8 protein-coding genes are annotated in these 14,355 nt (G+C 38.7%); 1 reads left to right on the forward strand and 7 read right to left on the reverse strand.

What is annotated here, in order from left to right:
* Positions 1-37: 37 nt before the first annotated feature.
* Entirely contained in the window at positions 38-1,054 is a 1,017-nt protein-coding gene (locus tag AABJ51_RS05530) for a pentapeptide repeat-containing protein (RefSeq protein ID WP_338374702.1), read from the reverse strand.
* 113 nt (positions 1,055-1,167) lie between these two features.
* Positions 1,168-1,605 (reverse strand): hypothetical protein, encoded by a 438-nt coding sequence (locus AABJ51_RS05535; RefSeq protein ID WP_026627500.1) that lies wholly within the window; start codon positions 1,603-1,605, stop codon positions 1,168-1,170.
* Positions 1,606-1,814: 209 nt separating this feature from the next.
* Between AABJ51_RS05535 and AABJ51_RS05540 the strand changes: the two genes are divergently transcribed.
* Positions 1,815-2,861 carry an acyltransferase family protein gene (locus AABJ51_RS05540; RefSeq protein ID WP_338374703.1) on the forward strand — a complete coding sequence of 349 codons (1,047 nt, stop codon included), beginning with the start codon at positions 1,815-1,817 and terminating at the stop codon, positions 2,859-2,861.
* A 165-nt stretch (positions 2,862-3,026) separates the two neighbouring features.
* On the opposite strand, the gene AABJ51_RS05545 is transcribed toward AABJ51_RS05540, so the two are convergent.
* The 5 genes from AABJ51_RS05545 to AABJ51_RS05565 form a co-directional block, all read right to left on the reverse strand.
* On the reverse strand, positions 3,027-4,961 hold the full coding sequence (locus AABJ51_RS05545; RefSeq protein WP_338374704.1) for a sialate O-acetylesterase: 1,935 nt from the start codon (positions 4,959-4,961) through the stop codon (positions 3,027-3,029).
* A gap of 277 nt (positions 4,962-5,238) precedes the next feature.
* Positions 5,239-7,653, reverse strand: coding sequence for a glycoside hydrolase family 95 protein (locus tag AABJ51_RS05550; protein ID WP_338374705.1), 2,415 nt, complete (start codon positions 7,651-7,653; stop codon positions 5,239-5,241).
* 29 nt (positions 7,654-7,682) lie between these two features.
* Positions 7,683-9,677, reverse strand: coding sequence for an alpha-galactosidase (locus AABJ51_RS05555; protein WP_338374706.1), 1,995 nt, complete (start codon positions 9,675-9,677; stop codon positions 7,683-7,685).
* A gap of 53 nt (positions 9,678-9,730) precedes the next feature.
* A complete protein-coding gene (locus tag AABJ51_RS05560) occupies positions 9,731-12,037 on the reverse strand; it encodes a GH92 family glycosyl hydrolase (protein ID WP_338374707.1) in 2,307 nt (768 codons plus the stop codon).
* Positions 12,038-12,109: 72 nt separating this feature from the next.
* Positions 12,110-14,314 (reverse strand): alpha-galactosidase, encoded by a 2,205-nt coding sequence (locus tag AABJ51_RS05565; protein WP_338374708.1) that lies wholly within the window; start codon positions 14,312-14,314, stop codon positions 12,110-12,112.
* Positions 14,315-14,355 lie beyond the last annotated feature (41 nt).

Here is a 14,355-nt window from a genome sequence, read left to right on the forward strand (position 1 = left end):
GCTCTCTAAAATCGCACATAGAATGCAGTAAAGGAGATCAGGCTTTAGTCATATTCAATGAATCTTTGGCAATCTCGTCCAATGTAAATCCGGCAAGAGCAGTATCACTAAAAATCACATCTTCTTCAAAAATTGCATTTTTGAAATCAATCTTTTTCATCTTGGCTTTTTCGAAAGTAGTCTTATAAAGAATTACATCCCAAAAATCACATTCAGATAATTTCGATTCTGCAAGAGAAGAATTCTTTATATGAGAGTTATCAAATACAACCTTATCAAAACTGCTTCCCGAAAAATTAACTTCATCAATAAATGTATTCTCGAGATAACAGGCAACAAAACTACAATTATTAGCTGTTGACCTAATGAATTTCGTTTTTGAAAAATCGACATTCGCAATATATGCATTATCAAAATCAGTGTCTTCAAATATACAATTCGATAAATCAGTCATCAAATCGCTATAAATAAATTCGTTGTTTTTGAATAAAACCTTTATTATAGTTTGTATGACTATAGTAGGTTTACTATTTACACGCCATTCGCGACCGTCATCTTCTTTCACTATAGTTTCGGTATTTTCCCTTACATAAGCACACAGAATATCATGTATAATCCGAACATATCCTTTTTGGATCTCATCTCCAACCGAGGATTCCGATGCAATCTGATGAAGGGCATATACTCCGGAAAGAATAGAACTTACATTCTCACTGCCTAACAATGTAGCTGCATCTTTGAAACGGGTATTTATTTGTCCTTTTTCTGCAATATTGTTTTGCCGTATTTGCTCTGCAACTCTCCTGTTATTTATCCATAAACCAAGAAGAACCAAGGCTCCCCCCAAAACCGTAGCTACCGTCTTTACATATTCGCCTAATGCCGAAGGCGTATCCCCAAACAATGCTATATGAGCATCCAACTTATAGAACAAGACACCAACAAGAATGGTTAGCGATATGATAATAAGAAAGATGTATCTATAATAAATAGTCGAGAGCCTCTTTTTATTGTTTTGAAACAGCACCGTTAATGTTTTGTTCTTCTTCGACATAAATGTATGTATTACAAATGTTTCGAATGAAACATTTTAACTATTGAATGACAGTATTATAATTATATATCCCTAATGATGGAACTTCATTGATAAGAGAAGTTAAAGCAATATCACTTTTTATCCTTCCCCAGAAATTCTAAAGCTTTCAGATAACGCTTCAACCTGTTTATATCCTCTTCTACTATAACGGATAATCTCGAAACATCTAAATTATCTTTAATGTCCGCAATTTTTACAGCCACAGCTATCTGATTCCACGAAACACGCCTTATAAACTCTTCGTAAGTTTCCTTTTCATCCTTTGATAACGAAACAATAGCATCTACCAAATAAGCAGGAATGCCTTCTTTCAATAAATCCTGAGAAGTCAAATCCGTATCCTCCAAAACATCATGCAATATAGCCACTATTTTTTCATCGGTTGTAGCCACCTGATTCATAACTCTCAACGGATGAAATATATAAGGCTTTCCAGCCTTATCTTTTTGTCCAAGATGTGCATTAACCGCTATTTGGAGAGCTTTTTCGAGTGTAGTCAGGTTTGTCATTTCCAATTTTGAATAAAAGATACAATAAACTTATTTAGCTGGACAGTCAAAGTTAAAACAATTAAAGCTCAAATCAAAAAAGGATATTCTATTTTTCTAGAAAATACAACCAAAACAGAATACTTCCCGAGATTTAAACTTAGTATGAAATAAGACATACGTTGATAAGAAATTACATTACATTTGTCACTCAGCAACGGATATTCAGTATGATAAAGCCTCTGACTTCACTTCGATTTATATTTGCCTTTATGGTTTTTATGAGCCATTCTATTCTTTTCGAAAAAAGCCAGAACCCTTTTCTATACCATTTTTTTTATGAAGGATATGCAGGAGTCAGTTTCTTTTTCGTATTAAGTGGTTTCATTCTGGCATATACTTATCAGGAAAGATTTGTCAAGAATGATATATCAAAGAGAACGTTCTATACCTATCGGCTGGCTCGTATTTATCCATTGCATATACTCACATTGCTTATCTGGGTATATATGAGGAAAGACCATCCCCTAAATGTTCCCTACATAACCAATCTTCTATCAAATATATCTTTAACCCAAAGTTTCTACCCGACAGACGAAATCCGCTTTAATGCCGCGGCATGGAGCCTCTCGGATGAAATGTTTTTCTATCTGCTGTTTCCTTTTATACTTAAATGGCTGACCGGATCGCCACGTAAACTATATATAGCATTTATAAGTGCTTCGATTCTGCTGATTGCTCTGTGTCCTATATTCGGAGGAATGAAAGACGAAGAATGGTTTTTCTACGCCTTCCCTCCGGTCAGGTTACTTGATTTTATTCTTGGTATCTTCTTGTATAATCTCTGTAGAACCATCAACCCTGATTACCTGAAAAAACGATACAGTGCAACCTTCGCCGAAGTATCTGCTATCATCGTATTTCTGCTATTTTATACCGCTGCATATTTTATACCTCAAGTATATCGCCACTCATTGTGGTACTGGATACCTATTGGATTGGTTATCTCCGTCTTTTACTTTCAGTCGGGATATATATCCAAAATTCTTGCGAATAAACAATTCGTTTGGCTTGGAGAAATCAGTTTTGCGTTTTACATGTTCCACGGAATTGTATTATGGTATGTAAAAAGGGCCTACTTTCTGTTGGGTATATCCGCCCCTAAACTTTCGGTATTCATACTTGCTATCATTATTACCATTATCATTTCGGCTATTTCCTTCAAATATTTCGAAATACCGGCGAATAGATGGATTAAACAAAAATTGAATAAATAAGGTCATAGACCTATTTATTACTTTGGTAAAAGTAACAACCTAAGCTTATCATAATTTGAAATTACATCATTAAACACGTTCATTTACTTAATAACAAAAAAAGAGGTATCTTTTCTATACGAAAGACACCTCTTGCTTTTTAGATCAGTACTCAATAAGGTAATCCTATTTATCTGTTCGGAACGGTGCAACAGGCAATCCCGATTTACTTTTCAATGTACACTCAGGATTATCTGCCCAACCATAACGAGCAGCCAAAGGAGTTTTAACCGATGCTGATTTAAGAATTATCTTATTTCCATCGATAGTAGCCACAGCCGGATAATATACATTATCAGCTCCTGCCACAATAAAACCTTTTACTGCCGACGATACAGGCAAAGTTTCGTTAAACAACAGAACCAAAGCTCCGTCCGACACATAATAATCAGTCATATAAGCAGCTCTTGACTCTACACTTTTCTTATATGTATCCGACAAAGACAATAAAGCAAGGCGTCTTCCAACCTCCTGCTTATTCTTAGGATGAATATCTCCTGCCTCGCCTATATCAATAGCCACAGCCATACCTGTATTTTTCAGATGAAGAGCTTCAGACTGAGCTTCTCGCAACGCAGCCCATTTAGAATCAGGCTGAACCTCCTGATGAGCCATAAAATTAGCAAGCTGAACAAAGTAAAAAGGAAACTCATAACCCCACTTTTCGCGCCAGTCAGTAATCATAGACTGGAACAACCGTGCATATCTGTCTGCCCTTTCGGCATTCGATTCACCCTGATACCAAATAGCTCCTTTTATAGGGAACTTAATCAATGGATTTACCATACCGTTATACAATACGGTTGGATAACCTGAACTTTCGGGCGAAAGCGGCATAGGAGGCAAGTCTTTCAGAGACATTCCCACCTGATAATTCCACGATCCGGATAAAGCAATTATTTCATTTCCCGACTTGGCAGATAAGTTTCCGGTTATACCTCCTTCTCCTGCATAGTCAGCTACACGGACTGTTATCACCCCTTTACCTTTTTTCACCAAAGCTGCAGGAATAGTATAATTTCGGGGAGTCTGATAGCCTGCACCCTTTGCAATTTCAACCCCGTTGTAGTATGTGATATCCTCATCATCGATCATACCAAGGCTTAACGCTATTGGCTTTCCCTCCCATGAAGCCGGTATATCTATTTCTTTCTGAAACCAAACAATACCATCGAAGTCTTTCAAACCTTTTGCTTCCCAGTTTCCCGGCAATACCATTTCTTTCCAGTCACTGCCTTGTTGTAATTGAGATACCCAGATAGGACGACCATCTACATAACCTTTATCCTTACCAATCAGATCATGGTTGTGTTTATCTATTTTCTGCTGATAATTACTCAGAAGTGTTTGCCTGTCAAAACCAGACTCCTTAAGCATAGAAACAGACTCCTGATATCCCGAAACATGCTGTAAGGTATTGAAACTTGTCCATGCTTCGGCGGGGGTTCCACCCCATGTGCAATCAATCACACCAACTGGGACTTTAAGTTCATCCCATAATTTACGGGCATAGAAATAGGCTACCGAAGAAAATTCCTTTACTGATTGAGGTGTACACTCCTGCCATCCCTCCATATTTACCTGAACTTCATCAAGAGGAACTACTGAAGTCGTTTTCTTTACTTGTAAAAGACGAATCGACGGATAATCGGCATTAGCAATTTCCTGTTCGTAATTTAAAACCTTGCCCCACCCTGCCAGAGGCATTTCCATATTAGACTGTCCAGAGCAGAGCCATACTTCGCCAACCAATACATTAGTCAGTTTAAATACTTCCCCATCCGATATGGAAATGGTGTAAGGTCCTCCCGCTTCGGGTGTACTCACCGCAACAGACCATATTCCATTCGGATCTGATTTGGTTGTATACTTCTTTCCATCCCAGCCGGTTTCCACCACTACATTCTTATTAGCCTCAGCTTTTCCCGGAAAAACCAGGCTGCTCTTTTGCTGGATAATCATATTATCGGAAAAATAAGCTGGAAGAGAAATTTTCGCAGAAACCGATAATGCTATACAAGACATTATCACTATCAAAAAACATCGATTAATCTGTGTCATGATTCTAAATTTAAGGAATCTCAATTAAGGTTTCAGACCTGTTTGAATATTTATTTTTACAATAGCAAACTTACATAAAAAGTGACTAAATCTATTAATTATAATCAATAATAAGACAGCAGACATATTTATCAAGATTATACATCAAAAAAGGTTACAAAAGTCACATCAAAATCACATATTTTCACCTGTTACCTTTATTTCTTGCCTACGACTTCACTTATAGATAAAAATGCCGATTACAGAGCAATCCTGGGCACTAAAAAAGTCCGAAACATTATTTTCTATAAATAAGTTCCATCACATCACCTTTCTTTAAAGAAAAACGGAAAAACCCATCACCTTTTTGTTTGAGCATGATCTGCTCGCCATTAATTACAAATAAGGGGACAAGTGCATCATGAGCAGATTTCACAACAAAACTATTATCGGCTACAGCGGTAATCTTGGCTTTTTCAACATTACCTTCTTTCCATTGCAGATCAACATTTGCGCCACCTCTTACCGATAGACCTTTAAAAGATCCGTCTTTCCATGCTTTTGGCAATGCAGGTAAAAACTCAATATACCCTTCATGACTTTGAACGAGCATTTCGGCAATACCTGCACCACCAGCCTCATTTCCGTCAAAAATAAAAATATCATAAGGAGCTCCGGCTATACCTACCGGTGAAATTGTCAGCAGGTTTTCACGTGTAAAATTCCGTTGAAGTAATACAACACTATTATAAGCATTCTCAGCATCAAACAAACGGGCATAGTTACAGATCATATTCGCCCGGCTCCATTCCACATCTTCCCATCCTTTAGCAGCTAACCTCAATTCCATAGTACGACGGGTAGCTTCGGCTAACTCAGGTGTCTGTACTGGGGTAATCTGATGAAAAGGGTACAAGCCCAGTAAATGAGTTGTATGTCTGTGATTAGGCTGAGCTTCGTCAAAATCCTCAAACCATTCCTGTAATCCGCCGTTTTTACCAATTTTATATGGAGGAAGTAATTTTATCGCCTTCTCCATATCTTTTCTGAATGAAGCATCTATATTCAGAATTTTGGATGCCTCTATACAAGACGTAAGAGTCTCCCAAACCAATAAACGGTCACTGGTAGGCATCATCGACAATGAAAGTTCGTCTCCCTTATATCTGAATGAATTTTCGGGTGATGTACTCGGTCCTGTCATCAGAAAACCGCTTTTCGGGTCTTTCACCATATAGTCTATTAGAAACTCAGCATTACTTTTCAGCAAAGGATAAGCTGTATTACGCAGAAAATCACGGTCGAGAGTATATAAATACTCCGTCCACAAGTGAGAAGCAATCCACGAACCGGCAGTAGGAAACAATCCCCAGTTAACACCGGATCCCGAGGCTGTATATCCCCATACATTAGCGACAGTATGAGCAGTCCACCCCCGAGTACTATATACTTCGGAAGCCGTTTTACTTCCATATTGAGCCAAATGTCCTATATAATTGAACAAAGGCTTATTCAATTCATGCAGATTACCGACATTCGCCAGCCAATAATTCTGCTGAGTATTGATATCCAGATGATAATCATTAGTCCATCCCATATTGCAAGCCAGATTATCGTTCCATATACCTTGAAGATTTGCAGGCAATGGCGAATCTTCGCGCGAAGAAGCAATCAACAAATAACGGGCATAATTGAAAAACAAAGCATCTAGCCCAACATCACAGCCTCCGTCTTTTACCAATTTCCATTTTTTATCGGTAGGTAAATTATCATTAGAGCTTGTTCCTAAAAATAAATCGACACGATCATATAAATGGGAATGGTCGGCAACATGCGCCTGCTTCAATACATTATAATCTTTAGCCAAAGCTTTTTGTACAGTTTGTAAACAGTCGGGTTGATAATTCGGATTACTATAATCCGTTCTCACATCAAAAACAATAGTAACCTCAGATGCTTCTTTTATAGATACCATACCACCTTTGGCAGTAACTGTCCCTTCTTTTGCCTTTACAGCTATTTTGCCTTTGAAGTTCACGCCTCCGGGACCTTGTTTCGGAAAAGAAACCTGCCCCTCTATTTCAATACCGTTATCCCGAGCCGTAATATCTGCTTCACGCAATAAAGCAAACGATAAATTAACATTGACACTTTTCGATTTATCTGCCGAAAGATGGATAATCAAAGCATCATCGGGATTACTGCAAAGATACTCACGTATATAACGGACATCACCGGCTTGGAACGAAACCTGATTAATAGCTGTACGTAGATCTAAAACCCGTTTATAATCAGAGATATGATTATCGGCATATATAAACTTCATTTTCAGATCTCCCAATGGAACATGCGACCCGAATGAATGGGGTGTTCCGGCCAGATATTCCGTACCTAACCGATTTCCTTCCGCCAGATTCCCATCAAAAAAGGCTTTTCTTATTTCTGCAAGTTTTCCTTTTTCGAGTGTACGTTGCTGTCTGGCATCATAATCGCCTGACCACATTGTAATCTCATTCAGAGCAACAGTTTCATTATATACATCACCAAAAACATTTGCTCCGATCCGACCATTACCCAATGGCATGGATTCCATCCATTCTTTAGCAGGCTGCTCATACCAAAGTTTATGTAAGTGGCTGTTTTCTTGCGAATCAGCCACCTGTATGCTCAAAAAAGCACTGATCAACAAAACCAGCAAAGCTTTTCTTTTCATCTTAAAACTTCTCATATTCAATCCCTTCCTTATTTCTCTATTTTCAATAGTTTCACATCTTTGGAGGGAATAGCCAATTGAGCCTTTTTGTCCAGTTGTAAACCACTCCAGAGCTCTGTCACTTTCAACACCTGATTTACATCAAGTCCTATCCTTTCATAAGGAATTGCAGAATTATTGTCATTATCAGTATAATTGAAAACAGCCAGATAAGTTATTCCTTTTTTATCTGTATATACAAACTGATTTTCAGATTTCTCGCCAACACCTTCCACCGGACGGAACGACTTACCTACAGCCACAGCATTGACAGCTGCATTAGTTAGGTATTTTTCGGCTCTCGCTTTAACTCCTTTATCTCCGGTTTTACTGAAATCGTCTCCAGCAATAAACAATCCGGTAATAACAGCGGATGTAATACGGGCTCTGTTTTCTCCTTCGGTTGCATCACGCAATACCACGTGATCTGCATCATTGAACTGATACACATTATCGATCCACCAACCGTATGATACGGCATTCATGGTATATTCAGTATCTTTTATTTTATTCCACGCATCGCAGGCAATACGACGAGATTGGGCATATTGAGCCGGAAAAACAGGTGAAATAGATAGATTAAGAAACATATCTCCAAAATATTTATTCAATAGCACCATACCATAATTGTATGCCTGAATTCCTGTTCTGATTTCGGGTCTGTACCATTTGTCTCCTTCCATTGCACCGTGCCCCATGAAGTCCATCTTCACATATTCAAAGCCACAACGGCGGAATAGATCCGATGTCACTTTCATCCGTTGTGCTATTGCCGGATGAGTAGGATCAATGGCGTATGCTCCGTCAAACTCCTGAGGTTTTCCTTGTGCATATATATAAATATCCTTGAATTTATATCCGGGAGCATCTTCCACATCCTTTTCGGGATTTTTACCCCAATCCGTAAATGGAGTCCAGTAAATACCCGCAATCTGTCCGTTAGCCTTACATTTTTGCACAAAGTCTTTTAACTCGTCTTCCGAAAAAATATTCCAGCCCGAATCCAACCCTATATAAACCAGATTATCAGGGCTGACAAAATGATTGTTCTGCAATTTATCCTTGAAGTAATCCGATACTTCCATTACATGATTCGGACGCATATTGAACTGCAATGCTCCCCAACTGTTCCAACCGAAAGGAACCGCCTTGTTCCATTCTTTACAAGGAGCAATTATTGCATTTACCTTTGCGTATTCGTCCATTCCGGTACGCCAATCGTCGAAAAAGCCGATCATTACTTTGGGCGATTTTATTTTTTTTCCGGTTAAAGATCCATGTACATTGGTATCACGGGTCAAGGAATCGGCAACCCCTCCGTAACAAACTAGCGAACCTATATTATTCAAATCGCCTTTAGTCATATCCACTGCTGTTTTCCAATTATCGTGTTCTACGGATCCTAAAACCAATCCGTTACGGGTCTGATTATTATAAATAGTTGTTACTTCGTAACTTCTCAGTTTATCGAATGTAAAAGCATAAGCCTGAAATCTCACCCAAGCGTCATTATCGAAAGGTACGAATAATGCTCTGTTATCTCCTTCAGGCAGCAAATGTCCTACACGGTCGATATTCACCGGAGCCATATAATTAGACGAAACATCTTTAACAGCATCCTCTAATTGAATATCAGTAAGGATATAATCTTTATCATTATACACATAAAAAGTTTGCACTAGTCTCGGCAAGCTATCCGATGTATAAGTTATCTCGAATACCGATCCCTGCCCGAAACCATCACTGACTGCATTTGTTTTATATGCACTTTTTGCATAATCTTTTGAGGTAATGAGTTTATCTCCTAATTTGAACGAAGCATATAAACCTTCAACAAGATGTTTCGAATTTTTCTCTATTCTTATAGATTTGTCTTCCTCGTTATATTTCACTAACCATTTATCTGTTTTTACTGAGGATGACTGCCCGCAGGAAGACAAAAACAGAATAGCTAACAGAGTAAATAATAAATAAGTTTTTTTCATATGTATTTTATTTATAAATGAGAACTTTACATTTATCTGTTTTTATTTTATTATCAAAAATCAACAGGTCTATTTTTCGGCTCTGCTCCCCATTTCGAAGGCTTATTACCCATAACAAAGTCGAGAGTACCACCGTTTACAATGTCCGAATGACGGATAAACGTATTCTGATAAGGTTTTCCGTTTAACTTTACAGACTGAATATATATCTGATCTTCCGATTTACGTGGAGCATATATAATAAAGGTCTTATCTCTCCCTACATCAATAACAGCTTTCGTAACCAAAGGCGATCCGATAACATAAACACCATTCGCCGGATTAACGGGATAAAAGCCTAATGCACTGAATACATACCAAGCAGACATCTCGCCACAATCGTCATTACCTGCATATCCGGCCGATGTAGTATCATACAATTCGGTGAGTATCTTATTTACATAAAATTGGGTTTTAGCAGGTTCTCCCGCATAGTTATATAAATAGGATACATGATGGCTGGGTTCGTTGCCGTGTGCATACTGCCCGATAAATCCGGATGCATTATCATTCAATTCGCCGCTATTTTCATCATGTCCAAGAGTAAAGAAATCGTCCAGTTTTTTCACAAAGGCTTTATCTCCGCCAACCATTTCAACCAATGTACTCATATCATGCGGAACATACCAGAAATATTGCCAAGCGTTGCCTTCGGTAAACGGATAACCACCATTAGAACCGTATTTGAAGGGATCGAACGGAGTCAGCCAATTACCTTTATCGTCTTTCGATTGGAAGAACGAAGTCTCTTGATTATACAAATTCTTGTAAAATAGAGCACGTTTCATAAAATGCTTATAATCATCATTCTTTCCTAGCCTTTTAGCCAGCTGAGCCACACACCAGTCATCATAGGCAATTTCAAGAGATATAGATACCGACTGAGTTTGTATATTTTCGGGCATATATCCGTATTTTTCCCATACATCGAATGGCGAATTGGGATGTGAGATCAAAGACGATTCTTTGACAGCCTTATATGCAGCTTCGGCATTTATACCCGGTACTCCTTTTAAGACTGCATCAACAATCACCGGAATGGCATGATTACCGATCATGCAATAGTTTTCCTGCCCCCATAGCTGCCATATAGGCAAATAGCCGTATACTTTGTACTGACTGAGCATACTGTTCACAAAATCAGCTGTACCCTCGGGCTGTAAAATAGTATACAAAGGATGAGCTGCCCGATAAGTATCCCACAATGAAAAGGTTGAATACTGAGCTCTCTGACCGTCAGAAACATGAGCCTTGGTATAGTCTATCGCCGTATAATTACCATTTACGTCTGACACGATATTGGGTTGAATGTGTGTATGATATAAGGCTGTGTAAAAAATCTCTTTTTGAAGCTCTGTCGCTTCAACCTGTATTTTTTGCAGTTCTTTCTCCCATTTTTCTCCTGCCTGTTGTACAACGTAATCAAAATCCCAGTCTTTAATTTCAGCATCCAGATTCTGACGGGCATTTTCGATACTCACGCCCGATAAGCCGACCTTCGCCAAAAGCGGAACCGAATCCTGCTGACCGAAGTTAAATACCGAACGCAGTCCGCTGCCATTCACAACTTTGTTATCGGTATATAATCTGTTACCGTCAAGTATCACATTCCCTTTTATAGGCTTGGAAAAACGAATATAAAAATATACCTTCCGCAATTTCGCCCATCCTGTAATCAGACGATAACCCGACAGTGTATACTCATCGATCTGCCTGATCTGGGAATTGATTATACGAGTAGACCAACTGCCTTTATTTAATGAATGATCCAGATCTATGATCACATTAGCTTGAGCTCCCAGAGGAAAAGCATAACGATGAAATCCTGCTCTTTCGGCAGCTGTCAGTTCCGCTTTGATATTGTCTTTCAATAAATCGACCTGATAATATCCGGGGGAAGCCGATTCTTGCTTATGAGAAAATTCCGATTCATACAGGTTATCTGTCGATAGATAATTTTTATCGCCTGTACCCAAATTCTGGGTTGTAGGCATCAGCAGCACATCAAAAAATTCAGCAACACCCGTTCCACTCAGATGAGTATGGCTGAATCCGACTATTACTTTATCGTTATAATCATAGCCCGAAGCCTGCGCCCAATCAGGAGCATGGCGGGTATCGGGACTCAGCTGAATCATCCCGAAAGGTACTACAGCCCCTGGAAAATTATTCCCCGAAAGACTCTTGTCAACAGCGCCTGTACCTATAAACGGATTGACATACGAGGTCAACTTCCCGGCAGAACTTTGACTATTCATTGCAATTGTCTGAAATAAGACAACAGCCAAACACAAGATATTTCTCACTCTTTTCAGTATCATATTTCAGTAAATCATTATTGATAAGTAATTATTTACGTTTCAATTAGATAGTAAGCAAATAGGTCCGAGACCTTATTGTTCCGTAATTAATAAGACCGAACTTTTAAAAGGTTCGCCTATATTGAGAGTGATACCCGATTTTATCAGAAAATCACCACTGAACACCTGACCATCATTACCAAAAGACGAATGATTATTTTCTTTATTCAATTCTGTTATTTTATACATCTTAGCAGCATCCAAACCACTGAGTTTAGTTTCGAAATAAGTAGTACGTCCATGGTATTTAAGGCTATAAGCAAATAACACTGATTGCTTTTTATCCTTCGAAACATACATATGAGACGCCCATCCGCTATCGCCGTAAGGAGAGGCCAAGCGATACAAATCGCCGAACTGAACTATAGGGCGTATCAATTTATAATCATTGATAGCCGCTTTTGCAAATGCATATTCATCTCCTGTGATATCAGATGGTTGAAGCTCCATCCCCAAACGTCCCGACATGGCAACATCAAATCGGAATTTAAGCGGTGTTATCATGCCCGTCTGATGATTCGGACTTGTAGATACATGGGACCCGGTAGCTATAGCCGGAAAAAACAAATTTGTTCCGTATTGAATAAAAATCCGGTCTAAAGCATTCGTATTATCACTCGCCCAGAATTCATCGTGATATCTCAATGCACCGAAGTCGACACGACCGCCGCCCGAAGAGCATAACTGAATTTGGATATCTGGATACTTCGCCCTTATACGTTCATATACATTATACAGACCTTTGACATACTCGTACCAGAAATGAGTCTGATCGTCAGCCGATAAATAAGTGGAGCCTACATTATCGGCATGCCTGTTTGCATCCCATTTTATATAGCTGATATTAGGAGACAAAGCAACCACATCTTCAAATGTTTTTAATACGAAATCCTGAACCTGAGGATTACTTAAATCCAACAGCCATTGGTTGCGCATCGGGAGTATATCCCGTTTACCGCTTTGAACTATCCATTCGGGATGTTTTTCGGCAAGTTCGCTTTTAGGATTTACCATTTCGGGTTCGATCCAGATTCCGAATTTCAATCCTTTATTAACTGCATAATCAGCCAGATATCGTATACCTTTAGGTAATTTTTTCACGTTGGTCTGCCAGTCTCCAAGTCCGGCATTGTCTCCGTTACGCGGATATTTGTTTCCGAACCAGCCATCATCAAGTACAAACATTTCAACACCAAATTTGGCCGCATTATCAATCATGGTAGTGATTGTTTTCTCATTGAAATCAAAGTACGCCCCTTCCCAGCTGTTGAGTATAATCGGATGAAGCTGATCACCGTGTATCATTGCATATTTACGAGTCCAATCGTGATAATTACGAGAAATCGGCCCTTTACCGGATGAACTGTAAGTAAGTATCATTTGAGGAGATTCCAATTTTCTGCCTGCTTCCAGATTATAAGTGGCAGCAAACGGATTCATGCCGCTTATGATATTCAAAGTTCCGGTTTCATCCACTTCGAACGAAAGTCTATAATTGCCAGACCAAGCCAAAGATCCGGCGAATACTTCGCCAGTATTCTCAGAGCCCGGAGCATTTGACGACAATAGGAAAGAAGGACTTTCTGACTGTGTGGCACGTACACCTTTTTTAGTTTCAATTACTTTAGTACCATGAGTCAGTTTTTCTTCTTCAACCTGCATTTCGGCTGCCCATGTTCCATGAAAATGGGTAAGATAATAAGATTCGCGATGAATAGGGATATATGACGAAGCCAGATTTTCGACCTTTATAGCTTTATTTTCATTATGAGAAATTACAACCGATTGTGCTATAATATTTTCCTTTTTGTATGCAATGAAGCGCACATCAACAAAAACGGGATATAATTTGTCTTTCAAGTGAATAACCGTTTCGGTACGGTTGCTGTCTATATTTTTGGATTCGGACGAAACATATATCAATTCAGTCGTCAATACTCCATCTTCGTGAGTTAATTTAAGTGCCGGATTCAGATAAAATCGTCCTCCATAAGAAGGATATAGCTGGGTAACCAACTCATCACTCGTATCAGGTTGACCTTTAAATCCTTTACTCATAAAAGGTTTCACATCTGCCAGTTTATCTCCCCAATATAAAAACACGACTTTCTCGTTGGGTACTGCACTGAATATCATACTGTGATTATCGGTCTCGACCTGAATAATCTGTTTTGATTGTGCAGATACTTCCGGACAAACAAACAGCAAACAAATAAAACTAAATAATATATATTTCATAAAACAATAAGTTTACTAACGGAATCTTTTTACAAAATTCT

Origin of the sequence: Indolivaga capnocytophagoides, assembly GCF_036511535.1 — a bacterium.
Taxonomy (GTDB): domain Bacteria; phylum Bacteroidota; class Bacteroidia; order Bacteroidales; family Dysgonomonadaceae; genus Dysgonomonas_A; species Dysgonomonas_A capnocytophagoides.